The organism is Pedococcus sp. (genome assembly GCF_036554925.1).
Classification (GTDB): domain Bacteria; phylum Actinomycetota; class Actinomycetes; order Actinomycetales; family Dermatophilaceae; genus Pedococcus_A.
On sequence record NZ_DATBMI010000242.1, the window covers coordinates 1 to 16328 of the forward strand.

Genomic DNA, 16328 nt, shown 5'->3' on the forward strand with positions numbered 1-16328 from the left:
GATCGGCTCCCTCCCGAAGAAGGCACAGCCACTGCACGACGGCGTCGGAAAGCTGCTCGCGGGCCTCGGTGACGCCGAGTCCGCCGACACGCTGCTCTACGGCGTCGACCAGGTCCGTGCAGGCCTGTCCGCCGCGACGACGGCCGGTGGCAGCGTTGACCAGCTCAAGGGTGGGACAGACCAGTCAAGGGCGGGCGTCGACCAGGTCAAGGCGGGTCTGGATGCCGCGCTCGCCGCCGACGGGAGCATCGACCAGGCCGAAGCCGCCATCACCTCGATCGGTTCCGTGCCCGCCTGCGCGGCTGACCCAATGTGCGCGCAGACGGTGATGGGTGTGGCCGCAGCCGTCGAGAGCAAGCTGCGCGAGAACACCGGAGCCGCCTCGGCGGGCCTGGGCCAGGTCTCGGGTGGCCTGGGGCAGGTCTCGGGTGGACTCGGCACGCTGAAGTCGAAGCTGTCTGACGCGGTTGTGGGCCTGGTCAAGGTCCAGTGCGGCCTGAGCAACGAGACGCTTCCGGTGTGCGACGCCTCGAAGCCTGGCCTGGTGCAAGGTCTCGGAGCGCTCGACGCCGGCGTGACGCAACTGGTGAACGGTGTCGTCACCAACGTGCAGGGTGGGGTCGGCGACGCGGACGACCTGCCTGAGGACGAGACCCTGCGCGGTGGGGTCCACGGGCTCATGGGCGGTGTCGACCTGATCGGCGAAGGCGGGATGACCCTGCTCGACGGCCTGGACCAGCTGGGTGCGGGCGCCGACGAGCTGGCGGCCGGCTCGGGCGAGCTTGCGGATGGCGCGGGCCAGCTCGACGAGGGTCTCGGCGAGCTCGCGGATGGTGCAGGCAAGCTCGACGACGGCGCGGGCCAGCTGTCCCACGGTGCGGGCCAGCTGTCCGATGGCCTGGGAGACGCTGCGGACGGTTCAGGCAAGATCGCCGACGGGCTCGAGGAGGCCGCCGGCGGCGCGCCGAAGCTCGAGGATGGTGCCCAGCGTCTGTCTGACGAGGGAACGCAGAAGCTGGTCGAAGCGGGGAAGTCGACCGCGGCCGACTACGGCCAGAAGTACGCCCTCATCGAGGCAGGTGCCGAGCGGGCCAAGACCGAGGGCATGGCTTACGGGGCCCCCGCTGACGCAGCAGGCGTGACCGCCTACTCGTTCGAGCTCGCCGGCATGACTGGCGAGGGATCGCGCAACCTTGGCCGGTCCGCCGGGGCCCTGGCGATCTTCGGCCTCGCAGGTGGTGCGGCGTTCCTGCGTCGCCGCTTCCTGTAGTCCTCCTCGCACCAACCAGCGCGGGGTGGCCCAGCCGGGCCACCCCGCGCCGGGTTGTCCGCCGGATCCGGCACCCGTGCTGCCACACGGGGCGTCGCCGTCGGGGCCGGAACGGGGCGGCCTGCGGGCCGCCCCGTTCGTCGTGGTGGGTGCCGGGCGACGACACGTCCGGGTTCGCGGCAACTGTGCCGAAACGGCTGATCAGTGGGGGGCACATCGGACGATGGTGGCGCCTCCCGTGCCCACCTACCGTGGCATCCATGACGAGCAGGGGCGACAGGGCCGGGCACCACGGATGACGCTGCCCGGTGACGGCATGGCAAGCCTGTCGCTCGGCTCCGGCCCGCCACTGCTCTTCCTGCCCGGTCTGACCCCCGACCACGCTCCGCCCCGCGGGTCGACGCGCCGCTTCGCGCTGCACCAGATGAGGCCGTATGCCGACCAGCGCCAGGTCTGGTGGGTCGGACGGCGCCGCGGGCTCGCGCCCGGCGCGACGATGTCCGACATCGCGGCCGACTACGCCGTCGCCCTGCGCGAGTGGGGCGAGGAGCCGATCGACGTCGTGGGCGTCTCGACCGGTGGCAGCGTCGCGCTCCAGCTGGTGGCGGACCACCCCGAGCTGGTCAACCGCCTGGCGCTGGTCGCGTCCGCCTGCCGGCTCGGCGCCGGCGGCCGGTCCGGCCAGCGCCGGGTGCTGGCCGCTCTGGAGCACGGCGACCGCCGGCGCGCAGGCGCCGAGCTGATGACCCTGACCGCGGGAGGACCGGCGGTGGCGCGGCTCTCCGGCGCACTGGGCTGGCTCCTGCCGGGGCTGGTGGTGGGCCATCGCGACCCCGACCTGCTCGCCACGCTCCGCGCCGAGGACGCGTTCGACGTCACCGCGCGCCTGGGCTCGATCGAGACGCCCACCCTGGTCGTCGGGGGAGAGCGCGACGCCTTCTACGGTGCCGACCTCTTCCGTGAGACCGCCCACGGCATGCCGCGGGGCCAGGTGATCCTGTACCCCGGGGTCGGCCACGGGGGGACCGTGAGCCACCGACGGGTCGGCCGCGACGTGCTGGCCTTCCTCGACCGCGACTGAGGTCGCCGGGCGGGCGCTGGGCGTTACGGCTTGGTGCAGACGAAGATCGCCGTCCCGGGGACGAGGCGGCCACGCAGGGGAGACCAACCACCCCACGTCTCCTCGTTGCGCTCCGGCCACTCGGGCTCGACGAGGTCGGCCAGGACCAGCCCCGCCGCAGCGATGTCGCGGACGCGGTCGCCGAGGGTGCGGTGGTGCTCCACGTAGGTCGCCTCGCCGTCGGAGTCGGCCTCGACGTAGGGCGTGCGGTCGAAGTACGACTGGGTGACGGTCAGTCCGCCGGGGCCCGGGTCGTCGGGGAAGGCCCAGCGGAACGGGTGGGTGGTCGAGAAGACCAGACGCCCCCCGGGGCGCAGCACCCGCGCGGCCTCGCGCACGAGGCCGTCGGAGTCGCTGACGAAGGGCACGGCGCCGTAGGAGGTGAACACCGCGTCGAACGTGGCGTCGGCGAACGGGAGCTCCAGCGCGTCGCACTGCACGAGCGGCACGGCCAGGCGCGGGTCGCTCACCCTCTGGTTGAGGTTCACCCCGGTCCTGAGCATGCCGATCGAGAGGTCCGACGCCACGACCACCGCCCCCTGGCCGGCCAGCCAACGCGCGCACTGGCCCGCCCCCGCACCGATCTCGAGCACCCTGCGGCCGGACACCTCGCCCAGGAGCCCGAGCTCGGACTCCCGCCAGCCCTCGGGACCCCAGACGAAATCGGCGTCGCCGAGGAAGGCCCCGTGCTCCGCGTAGTACTCGCCCGCCTCGGCGTCCCACCAGGACCGGTTGGCCGCCGCGGTCTCCTCGTCACCCGCCATCCGGCGGCTGACCTGCGCAAACTCGCTCAACGGCATACCTCTCGCGGTTTTGACCTGATGCCGACGGCGTCGGTAGTCTGGGGCAGCACCTCAGTGTGCTCGCTTTTGCGTGTCCGTGCCCCGGCGCGGGCGCGTGCCTGACATCACCCACCCAGGGTGTCCGGCCTGCCGGCCGCCCACCGTCTCACTGTCCACAATCGGAGTTCCTACTACATGACTGCCAGCACGGTCGAGAAGACCGCCCCTCAGATCGCCATCAACGACATTGGCACTGAGGAAGACCTCCTTGCCGCGATCGACGCGACCATCAAGGACTTCAACGACGGCGACATCGTCGAGGGTCGCATCGTCAAGGTCGACCGGGACGAGGTCCTGCTCGACATCGGCTACAAGACCGAGGGCGTCATCCCCTCGCGTGAGCTGTCCATCAAGCACGACGTCGACCCGTCCGAGGTCGTTGCCGTCGGCGACGAGGTCGAGGCCCTGGTCCTCCAGAAGGAGGACAAGGAAGGCCGTCTGATCCTGTCCAAGAAGCGTGCGCAGTACGAGCGCGCCTGGGGCACGATCGAGAAGATCAAGGAGGAGGACGGCGTCGTCACCGGCACCGTCATCGAGGTCGTCAAGGGTGGTCTCATCCTCGACATCGGCCTGCGGGGCTTCCTCCCGGCGTCGCTCGTCGAGATGCGCCGTGTCCGCGACCTCCAGCCGTACGTCGGCAAGGAGATCGAGGCCAAGATCATCGAGCTCGACAAGAACCGCAACAACGTGGTCCTGTCGCGCCGCGCGTGGCTCGAGCAGACCCAGTCCGAGGTCCGCACCACGTTCCTCAAGGAGCTCCAGAAGGGGCAGGTCCGCTCCGGTGTCGTGTCGTCGATCGTCAACTTCGGTGCGTTCGTCGACCTCGGCGGTGTCGACGGCCTGGTCCACGTGTCCGAGCTGTCCTGGAAGCACATCGACCACCCGTCCGAGGTCGTCGAGGTCGGCAACGAGGTCACCGTCGAGGTCCTGGACGTCGACATGGACCGCGAGCGTGTCTCCCTGTCGCTGAAGGCGACCCAGGAGGACCCGTGGCAGCACTTCGCCCGGACCCACGCGATCGGCCAGGTCGTGCCGGGCAAGGTCACCAAGCTCGTCCCGTTCGGTGCGTTCGTGCGCGTCGACGACGGCATCGAGGGCCTGGTCCACATCTCCGAGCTGGCCGAGCGCCACGTGGAGCTGCCGGAGCAGGTCGTCACCGTCGGCAACGAGATCTTCGTCAAGGTCATCGACATCGACCTCGAGCGTCGCCGCATCTCGCTGTCCCTCAAGCAGGCCAACGACGAGAGCGCCCCGGTCGCCGAGTTCGACCCGACGCTGTACGGCATGGCCGCCGAGTACGACGAGCAGGGCAACTACAAGTACCCCGAGGGCTTCGACCCGGAGACCAACGAGTGGCTCGAGGGCTTCGACGCCCAGCGTGAGAAGTGGGAGAAGCAGTACGCCGAGGCCCACGCCCGCTGGGAGGCCCACAAGGCCCAGGTGGAGGCCGCGACGAAGGCCGACGCCGAGGCCGCTGCTGGCGCCGGTACCTCGACGTCCTACTCCTCGGACTCCGGTTCCGCGGAGGAGGGCGCCGGCCGCCCGAGCGCCCCTTCCTCCGAGGGCACCCTCGCCTCCGACGAGGCGCTGGCCGCCCTGCGCGAGAAGCTCACCGGCAACTGACGCATCGCCTGCACTCGCAGGTATGCCGCGAGGCCCGGTCCCCGGAAAGGGGGCCGGGCCTCCGTCGTCCCCGGCGGCCGGGCACCCCTCGTGTGAGGATGTCGGCATGCCCCGCAGCATCGCGACCACTACCACTGTCGACCTCGAGGGCGTGCTCGACTTCGTCCGGCCGCGCCACCAGATGCTGGTGATCACCCAGCGGTCGGACGGCCGCCCGCAAGCCTCGCCCGTCACGGGCGGCGTGGACGAGTCCGGCCGTATCGTCATCTCGACCTACCCGGAGCGGGCGAAGACCGTGAACGCGCGCCGCAGCCCGCAGGTCAGCGTCCTGGTGCTCTCCGACGACTTCGGCGGGGCGTGGGTGCAGGTCGACGGCGACTGCGAGGTCATCGACGCGCCGGACTCGGTGGAGCCGCTGGTCGAGTACTTCCGGTGCATCTCGGGCGAGCACCCGGACTGGGACGAGTACCGCCAGGCGATGCTCGACCAGGGCAAGTCGATCCTGCGGGTCACGCCGACGCGCTGGTCACCCATCGCCACCGGTGGGTTCCCGGCGCGGCTCGCCGACGGAGCCCGGCCCTCGTGACGCGGCGGTCGTCGCGTCCCTGGCGCTAGAGTGGCGTCCATGTTGCGCGTCGGCCTCTCAGGGGGCATCGGGTCTGGGAAATCGACTGTCGCGCAACGGTTCTCAGAGCTCGGGGCGATCGTGATCGACGCCGACGACCTGGCCCGCGCCGTGGTGGCGCCCGGCTCGGACGGCCTCGCCGCCATCGTCGAGCGGTTCGGCGACGACGTCCTCGACGACGACGGCGCCCTCAACCGCGCCGCCCTCGGCGCGCTCGTCTTCACCGACGCGGCGGCTCGCCGTGACCTGGAGGGCATCACCCACCCGCGCATCGCGGAGCGCACGCGCGAGCTGGTCGCCTCCGCGCCGGCCGACGCCATCGTCGTGCACGACGTGCCGCTCCTCGTCGAGAAGGGCCTCGGCCCCGGCTACCACATGGTCGTCATCGTCGGCGCCGACGAGCGGACCCGCGTCCGCCGGCTGATGCAGCATCGCGGTATGGCCGAGGACGACGTCCTGGGTCGGATCGCGGCGCAGGCGGGCGACGAGGAGCGCCGGGCCGCGGCCGACGTGTGGCTGGACAACTCCGGCACGACCGACGAGCTCCGGAAGGCCGTCGACGCCCTCTGGCACGACCGGCTGGTGCCCTTCGAGCACAACGTGCGCCACGGCATACGAGCGGAACGCTCCGACGACCTCGTGCTGCGACCGTCCGACCCCACGTGGCCCGCTCAGGCCCGGCGTCTGCTGGAGCGGCTGCGCGTCGCCTTCGGCGACACCCTGGTGACGGCCGACCACATCGGGAGCACGGCGGTCCACGGACTCGTGGCCAAGGACGTCATCGACCTGCAGGTGGGGGTCGCCGAGCTGCGGCACGCGGACGACCCTGCGCTGCTCGACCGGCTCGCGCGGGCGGGTTTCCCCCGCCCGGTTGACGCCCCCCGTGGTGACAACCCCAAGGGCGGTGGCACCTGGCCCAAGCGGTTCCACGCTGCGGCCGACCCCGGCCGGCCCGTCCACCTGCACGTGCGAGAGGTGGGCAGCCCGGGCTGGCGGTGGGCGCTGCTGTTCCGCGACTGGCTGCGGGCAGACCCGGTCGCCTGCGCCGAGTATGCCGCGGAGAAGGCCCGGCTCGCGGCCACCGGCGTGGGGGTCAGCGCGTATGCCGAGGCCAAGGAGCCGTGGTTCGACAGCATCCACGAGCGTGCAGGGAAGTGGGCCGAGCAGAGCAGCTGGGAGCCGCCCCGTGGGTGACCAGAGCCATCACCAGGGCCAACACCAAGGCCAGCACCAAGGCCAGCACCAGGGCCAGCACCAGGGGCACGTCCGGAAGCCGGACAGCGTGTACGGGCTGGGGGACGAGCCCGACCCGCGGTTCTCGATGGCCAACGAGCGGACGTCGCTGGCGTGGATGCGTACCGCCCTGGCCCTGGTGGCCGGTGGAGTCGCCCTGATCTCGGTGGCGACCCTGGCCGACATGCCGCGCTGGGCACCGCTCGTCGGCGCCGCGTCCTGCGCCGGTGGGGGAGCGCTGGCGGTGCGCGCCGTCCTCAGCTGGGCCAAGGTGGAGCGAGCCCTGCGCCTGCGGCAGCCGCTGCCGGCGCCGCGGTCGCTGTTCGTGCTGGCCGCCGGCGTCGTGCTCCTCGCCGCCCTCACGCTGGTCCTCGCCCTCGTCGAGGTGGCCGGGCCATGACCGGGGCGTGACCGGGCCATGGGCCTGATCCCGGAAAGGCAGGCCCTGCAGCCGGAGCGCACGGCCCTGGCCTGGCAGCGGACCGCGATCATCGCCATCCTGCTGCTCGTGCCGCTGATGGTGGTGGGCGCACGGCTGGGGGCCTGGTGGATCGTCGCGGTGGTGGCCGGTGGGGCGATCGCCGGTGCGTGGCTGCTGCTCGACGTGCACCGCAGGTTCGCCGAGCTGCGCGACGACACCCGCGGCTACTCGCCGTACCCGATGATCCTGCGGGTGGCGGCGGTGACGCTCGCCGGGGCCGTCGGTGGCATCGCGATGGCGCTGTACGACGTCACCACCTGAGCGAGAGGTCCCCCGTCGTCAGTGCCACCGCGGCAGCGCCGGTGAGGGAGCAGGGGAGTCCGCCTGCCTGGGCGACCATGCCCAGGACGATCGGCCCAGCGCCCAGACCGAGCTCGAGGGGCCGAGGACAACGGCTCCGAGCCGTCCGCGACGAGGAGCGCGCCGCGGTGCGCTGTCGGCAGTGGGGCTTACGGTTGGGGTATGCGTCCCACGACTGACCTCCAGCGCACCGTGGCTCCGTTCACGGTCGAGTCCGAGTTCAGCCCCGCGGGTGACCAGCCCGCCGCGATCACCGAGCTGGCCCGCCGGATCAACGCGGGCGAGAAGGACGTCGTCCTCCTCGGGGCGACGGGCACCGGCAAGTCGGCGACCACGGCATGGCTCGTCGAGCAGGTTCAGCGCCCCACCCTCGTGATGGCGCCCAACAAGACGCTGGCCGCCCAGCTGGCCAACGAGTTCCGCGAGCTGATGCCCCACAACGCCGTCGAGTACTTCGTCTCGTACTACGACTACTACCAGCCCGAGGCGTACGTCCCACAGACGGACACCTACATCGAGAAGGACTCCTCGATCAACGACGAGGTGGAGCGGCTCCGGCACAGCGCGACCAACTCGCTGCTGACCCGGCGCGACGTCATCGTCGTCGCGTCGGTCTCGTGCATCTACGGCCTGGGCACGCCCCAGGAGTACGTCGACCGGATGGCCCGGCTCAAGGTGGGCATGGAGGTCGACCGCGACGAGCTGCTGCGGCGGTTCGTGCAGATGCAGTACACCCGCAACGACCTCGCCTTCACCCGTGGCACGTTCCGCGTGCGCGGCGACACCGTCGAGATCATCCCGGTCTACGAGGAGCTCGCCGTCCGCATCGAGTTCTTCGGCGACGAGATCGAGCGCATCTACACCCTGCACCCCCTGTCCGGCGAGATCGTCCGCGAGGAGGAGGAGATGTACGTCTTCCCCGCCTCGCACTACGTCGCCGGCCCGGAGCGGATGGAGCGGGCGATCCGCGGCATCGAGCTCGAGCTCGCCGACCAGCTCGCGGCGTTCGAGAAGCAGGGCAAGATGCTCGAGGCCCAGCGGCTGCGCATGCGCACCACCTACGACATCGAGATGATGCGCCAGGTCGGTTCGTGCTCCGGCATCGAGAACTACTCGTTGCACATCGACGGCCGCGCCCGGGGCTCCGCGCCGAACTGTCTCCTCGACTACTTCCCGGAGGACTTCCTGCTCGTCATCGACGAGTCGCACGTCACGGTGCCGCAGATCGGTGCGATGTACGAGGGCGACATGTCCCGCAAGCGCACCCTGGTCGACCACGGGTTCCGGCTGCCCTCGGCGATGGACAACCGCCCGCTGCGGTGGGAGGAGTTCCTCGAGCGGATCGGCCAGACCGTCTACCTCTCGGCGACCCCGGGGCCCTACGAGCTCGCGCAGTCCAAGGGCGTGGTCGAGCAGATCATCCGGCCCACCGGGCTCGTCGACCCCGAGGTCGTCCTCAAGCCGACCAAGGGGCAGATCGACGACCTGCTGCACGAGATCAACACCCGGGTCGAGAAGAACGAGCGCGTCCTCGTGACCACCCTGACCAAGAAGATGGCCGAGGACCTCACCGACTACCTCCTCGACAAGGGCGTGCGGGTGCGGTACCTCCACTCCGACATCGACACCCTGCGTCGCGTCGAGCTGCTCCGCGAGCTGCGGCTCGGGGAGTTCGACGTCCTGGTGGGCATCAACCTCCTGCGCGAGGGCCTCGACCTGCCCGAGGTCTCGCTGGTGAGCATCCTCGATGCCGACAAGGAAGGCTTCCTGCGATCGGCGCGCTCGCTCATCCAGACGATCGGCCGCGCGGCCCGCAACGTGTCCGGCCAGGTCCACATGTACGCCGACAAGGTCACCCCGTCGATGCAGGAGGCCATCGAGGAGACCCAGCGCCGCCGCGAGAAGCAGATGGCCTACAACCTCGAGGCCGGCATCGACCCGCAGCCGCTGCGCAAGAAGATCGCCGACATCACCGACATGCTGCAGCGGGAGGATGCCGACACCGAGACGCTGATGGGGTCGGGCCGTTCGCAGTCCCGCGGGAAGAGCGGCGGCGGCCGCGGTGGGCGCGGCACGGTGCAGGCCGACGCCGGAGTCGCCGCCGGACGCCTCAAGGACCTGCCCGCGAGCGACCTGGCGAACCTCATCCAGGAGCTCTCAACGCAGATGCACCAGGCCGCGGCGGACCTGCACTTCGAGCTTGCGGCCCGGCTGCGCGACGAGATCGGGGACCTCAAGAAGGAGCTCCGCCAGATGAGCGAGGCCACGAAGTGACCGTGGGCCGTCCAGCCCCGGGTGCGGCACGGTGACGCCCGAGGAGCTGCGCGCCCACTGCCTCGCGAAGCCGGGAGCGTGGGAGGACCAGCCGTGGGAGGGCGACCACGTGGCGAAGGTCGGGGACAAGATCTTCGCCTTCATGGGCGGCACGACGGTCGGCGTCAAGAGCGGCGCGAGCCGCGCCGAGGCCGACGAGTGGCTGCTGCAGTACCCCGAGGACGCCAGCGTGATGGCCTACATCGGCCGGTCCGGGTGGAACACCCTGCGCATCGACGGTGCGATCCCCGACGGGGAGATCCGGGAGGCTGTCGACGACTCGTACGCCATGGTCGTCGCCAAGCTGCCCCGGTCCCGCCGCCCCACCTAGCGGCCAGCCGGGCGCGCGTCGGGCCCGTGCCTCGTCAGTGGTTGCGCAGGGCGGTGATCAGCTCGGCCTTGGTCATCGTCGAGCGTCCCCTGATCCCGATGTCGCGGGCGCGGCGGCGCAGCTCGCCGACCGTCCAGTCCTCGTAGTCGCCGCTCTTGCCGCCCCTGCGCCCGACGGCCGACCTCGAAGAGCCGGCGGCGGCGTTGGCGATCCGCGCCGCCTTCTCCTTGGAGGCTCCGTCCCCGCGCAGCTTCTCGTAGAGCTCGGGGTCCTTCACGCTGGGACCGGGGCTTTTCTTCGCAGGCATGAGCACTCCCTCCGCGAGCTGGGCTGATCCTCACTTCCTACCCCGGCTTGCGGTGTCCTGCACGTCGGGGACCCCGGGGGAGAACCCGCCGCCCAGCCCTGGGAGCGCGGGGTGCACCCACCGCTCGGGGCGCCCGGTTTGGAGTGCCTCGCCGGCGTCTGGGACAATCGCCGGGACCAACGGAGGGGAGTATCCCCACGCGGTGTCCTCGTCATCACGGCCGACCGGCGCTCTGCGCGCGGACGGCCCGGGGAGCCGGTCCGCCAGACAGGGGCGGGAGAGACCTCCGGCCACGGAATGTGACCGGAAGGACTCCGTCCTGTGAACGTCCCCACCTGGGTGTGGCTGACCACCATCGGGCTGGCCGTCATCGTGTTCGCGATCGACATCTTCGTCATCGCCCGCAAGCCCCACGTCCCCACGACCCGGGAGGTCTCGACGGCGCTGAGCGTCTACGTCGGGGCGGCGATCCTCTTCGGCCTCGGTGTCTGGTACTTCGCCGGCGGCAAGTTCGCCGGGGAGTACTTCGCCGGCTGGCTCACCGAGTACTCGTTGTCCGTCGACAACCTCTTCATCTTCCTGCTGATCATGGCCAAGTTCGCCGTGCCGGAGAAGTACCAGCAGTCGGCGCTGATGATCGGCATCGTCATCGCCATCGTCCTGCGCGGCATCTTCATCGCTCTCGGCGCGGCGGCCATCAACAACTTCTCGTGGGTCTTCTACCTGTTCGGCGCGTTCCTCATCTGGACGGCGGTGAAGCTGGCTCGGGAAGGCGAGACGGACGACGACGAGTACGAGGAGAACCGCTTCATGCGCTACATGGAGCACCGGTTCCCGGCCACGCAGGAGTACCACGGCACCAAGCTCTTCACGCGTGTCGACGCGAAGCGCCTGGCCACCCCGATGTTCTTCGTCATCCTCGCGCTGGGTACCACGGACCTGCTGTTCGCCCTTGACTCGATCCCGGCGATCTACGGCCTGACCAAGGAGCCGTACCTGGTCCTCACGGCCAACCTGTTCGCCCTGATGGGCCTGCGCCAGCTGTACTTCCTCATCGGTGGCCTGCTCAAGCGCCTCGTCTACCTGAGCCTGGGCCTCGCGGTCCTGTTGGCGTTCATCGGCGTCAAGCTGCTGCTGCACGCCCTGCACGAGAACGAGCTGCCGTTCATCAACGGTGGTGAGCACGTGCCGGTGCCGGAGGTGCCGATCGCTGTCTCCCTCGGCGCGATCGTCGTCATCCTCGGCGTCACCACGGTCGCCAGCCTGATGAAGACCCGTCGGGACGCCCGGGTCGACTCCTCAGCCCGCTGAGGCCGCTGCTGCCGCGCCCTTGCGCTGGCCGGCGCCCATGACCAGGGCGCTGGCCAGCACCACGAGGACCATCCCGGCCAGCTGTTGCGTGGTCAGCCGCTGGTCCAGGACGAGGAAGCCGGCCAGGGCTGCGGCGGCCGGCTCGAGGCTGAGCAGGACCCCGAACACGCGCGCGCTGAGCCGGCGCAGGGCCAGCAGCTCGAGGGAGTAGGGGATGACGGACGACAGCATCGCGATCCCGAACCCGGTGGCGATGATGCTCGCGGTCCACAGCGGGACGGTGGGCAGCCCGAACGTCAGCACCACGACCAGCGCCACGGCCATGGCGATGGCGAGGCCGTCGAGCTGGTCGAACTCGGCCCCCGTGCGCCCGCTGAGGACGATGTAGGCCGCCCAGCAGGCGCCCGCCGCGGCGGCCAGGGCCAGCCCCGTCCAGTTCAGCTCCGCGAGGGGGACGGTGAGCGCCTCGGAGATCAGGAGCACCCCCACCCCGGCCGCGGCCACGGCCACGAGGTCGCGAGCCCGCCGGGACAGCACCGTGGCCAGGGTCAGGGGGCCGAGGAACTCGATCGTCACCGCGACCCCGATCGGCAACCGCTCGAGCGAGGCGTAGAAGGCGAGGTTCATCAGGCCCAGCGCCAGGCCGAACGCCACCACGGTCCGCCACGCCCGTGTGGAGTGACCCCGCAGGCGAGGGCGCGCGAACGCGCCGAGCACGAGGGTCGCGAACAGCAGGCGCAGGGTCACCGAGCCGGGCGCGCCGATCTTCGGGACCAACGTGGCGGCCAGCGCACCGCCGAACTGGACCGACACCACGGCGGCGAGGACCAGCGCCGGAGCGGGCAAGGAGGAGGCGCGGGTGACGGAGGAGTCGCGGGTCACGGGCCCCACCGTAGCCACGGTGCCGAGGCGCGCCGGTCACCAGCCGCGCTGTCGCCACTCCGGGAGGTGGGGGCGTTCGGCCCCCAGTGTGGTGTCGTCGCCGTGCCCGGGATAGACCCAGGTGTCGTCCCCGTAGACGTCGAACACCCGGGTGGTGACGTCCTCGATCAGCGACTCGAAGCTCTGCCCCGGGTTCTTGGTGTTGCCGACTCCGCCGGGGAAGAGCGAGTCGCCGGTGAAGAGATGGGTGCGCCCTTTCGGCTCGTTGAGGGCCAGCGCCACGGACCCCTGCGTGTGCCCGCGCAGGTGGATGACGTCGAGCACCAGCTCGCCGACCCGGAGCTGGTCGCCCTGCCTGAGCAGGCGGTCGGGTGGGACGGGCAGCCCGCTGGCGTCCTCCGCGCCGGCGGCGGTCGGGGCGCCGGTGGCGGCGACGACATCGTGCAGGGCGCGGTGGTGGTCCCAGTGCTGGTGCGTCGTGACGACCAGGTCGAGGCGGCCGGTGCCCTCGTCCACGAGTGCCAGGCACCGAGGGGCGTCGTCCGCCGCATCGATGAGCAGCTGCGCGCCGGTGGCCTCGCACGTGACGAGGTAGACGTTGTTGGACATGGCCGAGACGGCCAGTTTGCGGATACTGGCGTGCGTCAGGGTGCGAACGTCTGCGGGCCCGCCAGGGTGGACGGCTCCGGTGTAGGACATACCACCCATCTTGCATTCCTCCTCCGGAAGGGGCACCGCTCAGGCCAATGGTGTAGTCCCGATTGACTATTGTCGCGCGGAATTCGGCGGACCTACTTTGGAGCAGTCACGGCGGGGGAGTGCCAGCAGGGGGTGCTGACGCACCGGCCGTGAAGTTGGGTGAGGAACGCACATGACCGCTCTCGCTGAAGGCCTGCCACGTTCAAGCGCACCAGCCTTGGACATCGACCCGATTCGCGCGCTATGCCACGACCTGCGCCAGCCACTGGCCGCCATTCTTCTGCTCTCGGGCTCGGGGGACGGCGATGTCGACCGCAAGCTCCAGGTGATCATGGACCAGGCTCAGTGGTTGAGCCAGCTCGTGGACACCGTGCTCTGCGACGCCGCCGAGGACGAGGTGATGGAGGTCGATGTGGCCTCCATCGCTCGTCTGGCGGTGCTGCGCGCCCGACCCACCGCCGACTGCGAGATCAGCCTCGGCGTGCTGGGTGACCCGACCGCCTGGGCGCGACCGATCGCCCTGGCCCGCGCCCTGGGGTGCGTGCTCGACAACGCGATCCGCGCCGCCGGCACGGACGGCCGCGTGGATGTCCTGGTCCACCAGGAGCGCGGCAGCGTGCACGTCACCGTCACGGATGACGGCCCGGGGCTGGGCAAGATCGCCTCACGGACCTCGTTGGGGCTCACCACGACCCGCGCGATGATCGCTGCGTGCAACGGCTCGTTCCGGCTCAGGTCGGGCGTTCGGGGAGGAGCGGTCGCAGACATCAGCCTGCACCGCGCCGCCGGGCCCCTGTCCAGCCGCGAGCCGGTGGCGTCATGAGGCTGGTTGTCTGCGACGACCACCGTCTGCTGCTCGAGGCGCTGGGGCTTGCCCTGCGCGAGCACGGACACGAGGTCGTTGCACTGGTGTCGTCGCCCGAGGACGCCGTCGAGGCAGCCCGGTTCCACCGGCCGGAGGTGGTCCTGCTGGACGTGAACTTCCCGGGCGGCTCGAGCCTGACGGCGATCTCGGAGATCCGCGAGGCGAGTCCGGCGACCCGCATCGTCATGTTGTCGGCAGCGGCCGACCACGCCGTGGTCGGCCGGGCGATCGCCGAGGGCGCCTCGGGCTACGTCGGCAAGGAGAAGCCGATCGCCGAGATCATCGAGAAGCTCACCCAGGCGGTCAACGGCCACGTCGCCGTCGACGCCGGTCTCCTGCAGCAAGCGCTGCGGACCCGCAAGCCGAGCGACGACCCCCTCTGGGCGCTGCAGTTCCTGACCGACCGTGAGTGGGAGGTCATGCGCTGCATCATGGAGGGCCTGACGACCGAGCAGATGGCAGAGACGCTCGGGGTGCAGCGAAGCACGGCACGCACGCACGTGCAGAACCTGCTCACCAAGCTCGGCGTGCACTCTCGACTCCAGGCGGCAGCGCTCATGGCGGCGCACGGCTCGGTCGAGACGTGGCCGGCCCACATGCGATGACCCGGCATCAGCCGCTCTGTCATCCGATTGACGTAGGGCGGTATCGAACCGGGGCAGGGTTACGCACCCGACGGCAGACGGCACGCTAGGCACATGCAGAAGCCGATCCGCGTCGTCATCGTCGACGACCACCAGGTGTTCGTCGACGCCCTTGCCGTCCGGCTGTCGGACGACCCGGACTTCGACGTGGTGGGCCGGGCGACCACCTCGGAGCAGGCCCTCGCGGTGCTGGCGGCCACCCCGTGTGACGTCGTCACCCTCGACCTCGCCCTCGCGGGCGAGGACGGCTTGGCGCTCGGCGCCGAGATCCTCCGGCGGTGGCCCAGCACGGGCGTCGTCGTGGTGACGGGACTCGACGGGGGCGGGCAGGTGCTCGAGGCGGTGCAGCTCGGCGTCCGGGGCTGGGTCAGCAAGGTGGGGACCATCGACGCGCTCACCACCGCCTTGCGCGGCGTGGCCCGCGGCGAGACGCACATCCCGGCCGCCCTGCTCACCCAGGTGCTGGTCTCGCTCTCCGGCCAGCCGCAGGCGACGGTCTCGGAGGCAGAGGGCATCCGCAGCCTCACCCAGCGGGAGCTCGACGTGCTCGGCTGTCTGGTGGAGGGGATGTCGCGCAACGAGATCGGCGAGCTGCTGCACGTCTCGCCCAACACGGTGCGGACCCACGTGCAGAGCATCCTGCACAAGCTCAAGGTGCACTCCGCGCTCGCGGCCGTCGCCATCGCCCGCCGGGCCGGCGTGACCGGCTCGAGCAGCATCCAGGCCCGCGTCGGCTGACGGTCGGGCCGTCGGGCGACGGTCAGGCGCCTCGCGGCAGCTCCGGAGGCGGGCCGTCCACGTCGATGCGGTCCGGCACCCGCCGGGCGAGCCACAGCAGCACGCCTGCGCGCGTGCCGGCGACCGAGACACCGCCGTCGCCGAACGTCCACTCGTCGCCCTCGGCGGTGCGGACCGTGAAGCCCGAGGTCTCGGCGTCCCCGCCCAGACGGCGCAGCGCGTCGGCGATGAACCTGGCCAGCAGCTCGCCGTCGACGTCGTCGAAGGAGTACCCGGCGTCCAGGTCGACGTGGTGGAACACCACCTCCCGCAGCCGCATGAACGGCAGGTCGGCGGCGACCATGGTGACGCCGCCGCGGCCCTCGACCTCGGGGACCACGATGCCGTGGGCGAGGCTGGGGAGGCGGTCGGCCAGCTCCTGCGCGGACGAGGTGAGGTCTCTGAGCTGCTCCTCGGCCCCGCGGTGGGCGCCGGCCGCGATCTCGGCATCCCGTGCACCGGGGCCCCCCGGGTACATCTCGTGGCGCTCCCCGGTCACCGCCCACCGGACCAGGCGGCCGATCGCGTCGGCGTTGCGTGACAGGTGCGCGAGCACGTGGCCACGCGTCCAGCCGTCGCAGAGCGACGGAGCCTCGATGTCGGCGTCGGCCAGCCGTCGGGCGGTGGCCATGAGCTCGGTGGTCGCGGCCTCGACGGCCGCGATGTCGCCCTGGAGGGAGGTCGTGGTGGTCATGGCGCCGACGC

The 16328-nt window shown here is 71.2% G+C and carries 17 protein-coding genes and 1 pseudogene; 13 read left to right on the plus strand and 5 right to left on the minus strand.

From position 1 onward, the window contains the following. Together VIB11_RS17600 and VIB11_RS17605 are read left to right on the plus strand one after the other, a co-directional pair. Positions 1-1270 (plus strand): annotated as a pseudogene (locus tag VIB11_RS17600) (hypothetical protein); the annotation flags it as partial. A 238-nt stretch (positions 1271-1508) separates the two neighbouring features. Further along, a complete protein-coding gene (locus VIB11_RS17605) occupies positions 1509-2351 on the plus strand; it encodes an alpha/beta hydrolase (RefSeq protein ID WP_332057368.1) in 843 nt (280 codons plus the stop codon). A 23-nt stretch (positions 2352-2374) separates the two neighbouring features. On the opposite strand, the gene VIB11_RS17610 is transcribed toward VIB11_RS17605, so the two are convergent. Further along, on the minus strand, positions 2375-3190 hold the full coding sequence (locus VIB11_RS17610) for a class I SAM-dependent methyltransferase (RefSeq protein WP_332057369.1): 816 nt from the start codon (positions 3188-3190) through the stop codon (positions 2375-2377). 177 nt (positions 3191-3367) lie between these two features. Between VIB11_RS17610 and rpsA the strand changes: the two genes are divergently transcribed. The 7 genes from rpsA (at position 3368) to VIB11_RS17645 (ending at position 10138) form a co-directional block, all read left to right on the plus strand. Beyond that, on the plus strand, positions 3368-4855 hold the full coding sequence (rpsA, locus tag VIB11_RS17615) for a 30S ribosomal protein S1 (RefSeq protein WP_332057370.1): 1488 nt from the start codon (positions 3368-3370) through the stop codon (positions 4853-4855). Positions 4856-4961: 106 nt separating this feature from the next. Continuing rightward, positions 4962-5441 (plus strand): PPOX class F420-dependent oxidoreductase, encoded by a 480-nt coding sequence (locus VIB11_RS17620; RefSeq protein WP_332057371.1) that lies wholly within the window; start codon positions 4962-4964, stop codon positions 5439-5441. A 39-nt stretch (positions 5442-5480) separates the two neighbouring features. Then, entirely contained in the window at positions 5481-6674 is a 1194-nt protein-coding gene (coaE, locus tag VIB11_RS17625) for a dephospho-CoA kinase (protein WP_332057372.1), read from the plus strand. 88 nt (positions 6675-6762) lie between these two features. Further along, positions 6763-7113, plus strand: coding sequence for a YidH family protein (locus VIB11_RS17630; protein ID WP_332057373.1), 351 nt, complete (start codon positions 6763-6765; stop codon positions 7111-7113). Between the two features lie 18 nt (positions 7114-7131). Next, positions 7132-7455, plus strand: coding sequence for a DUF202 domain-containing protein (locus tag VIB11_RS17635; protein WP_332057374.1), 324 nt, complete (start codon positions 7132-7134; stop codon positions 7453-7455). 201 nt (positions 7456-7656) lie between these two features. Further along, the gene (gene uvrB / locus VIB11_RS17640) at positions 7657-9768 is read left to right on the plus strand and encodes an excinuclease ABC subunit UvrB (protein ID WP_332057375.1); all 2112 of its coding nucleotides are present in this window, start codon (positions 7657-7659) and stop codon (positions 9766-9768) included. 31 nt (positions 9769-9799) lie between these two features. After that, the gene (locus VIB11_RS17645; protein WP_332057376.1) at positions 9800-10138 is read left to right on the plus strand and encodes an MmcQ/YjbR family DNA-binding protein; all 339 of its coding nucleotides are present in this window, start codon (positions 9800-9802) and stop codon (positions 10136-10138) included. A 34-nt stretch (positions 10139-10172) separates the two neighbouring features. Here the strand turns inward: VIB11_RS17645 and VIB11_RS17650 are convergent, their stop codons facing one another. Then, the gene (locus tag VIB11_RS17650) at positions 10173-10445 is read right to left on the minus strand and encodes a DUF7218 family protein (protein ID WP_332057377.1); all 273 of its coding nucleotides are present in this window, start codon (positions 10443-10445) and stop codon (positions 10173-10175) included. 321 nt (positions 10446-10766) lie between these two features. On the opposite strand from VIB11_RS17650, the gene VIB11_RS17655 reads away from it, so the two are divergent. Continuing rightward, positions 10767-11756, plus strand: a complete 990-nt coding sequence (locus tag VIB11_RS17655; protein ID WP_332057378.1) for a TerC family protein — start codon at positions 10767-10769, stop codon at positions 11754-11756. Here VIB11_RS17655 and VIB11_RS17660 read toward each other — a convergent pair. Both VIB11_RS17660 and VIB11_RS17665 read right to left on the minus strand, forming a co-directional pair. Then, entirely contained in the window at positions 11745-12638 is an 894-nt protein-coding gene (locus tag VIB11_RS17660; RefSeq protein WP_332057379.1) for an EamA family transporter, read from the minus strand. The genes VIB11_RS17655 and VIB11_RS17660 overlap by 12 nt on opposite strands. Before the next feature lie 36 nt (positions 12639-12674). Then, positions 12675-13337 carry an MBL fold metallo-hydrolase gene (locus tag VIB11_RS17665; RefSeq protein WP_332057380.1) on the minus strand — a complete coding sequence of 221 codons (663 nt, stop codon included), beginning with the start codon at positions 13335-13337 and terminating at the stop codon, positions 12675-12677. 172 nt (positions 13338-13509) lie between these two features. Between VIB11_RS17665 and VIB11_RS17670 the strand changes: the two genes are divergently transcribed. The 3 genes from VIB11_RS17670 to VIB11_RS17680 all read left to right on the plus strand — a co-directional run bounded on the left by VIB11_RS17670 (position 13510) and on the right by VIB11_RS17680 (position 15584). Then, complete coding sequence (locus VIB11_RS17670) at positions 13510-14160, plus strand: HAMP domain-containing sensor histidine kinase (RefSeq protein WP_332057381.1); 651 nt, start codon at positions 13510-13512, stop codon at positions 14158-14160. Next, a complete protein-coding gene (locus VIB11_RS17675) occupies positions 14157-14807 on the plus strand; it encodes a response regulator transcription factor (protein WP_332057382.1) in 651 nt (216 codons plus the stop codon). Before VIB11_RS17670 ends, VIB11_RS17675 begins: the two co-directional genes overlap by 4 nt. A gap of 93 nt (positions 14808-14900) precedes the next feature. Continuing rightward, entirely contained in the window at positions 14901-15584 is a 684-nt protein-coding gene (locus VIB11_RS17680; RefSeq protein WP_332057383.1) for a response regulator transcription factor, read from the plus strand. A 22-nt stretch (positions 15585-15606) separates the two neighbouring features. On the opposite strand, the gene VIB11_RS17685 is transcribed toward VIB11_RS17680, so the two are convergent. Then, entirely contained in the window at positions 15607-16317 is a 711-nt protein-coding gene (locus tag VIB11_RS17685; protein WP_332057384.1) for a maleylpyruvate isomerase family mycothiol-dependent enzyme, read from the minus strand. Positions 16318-16328: the final 11 nt, after the last annotated feature.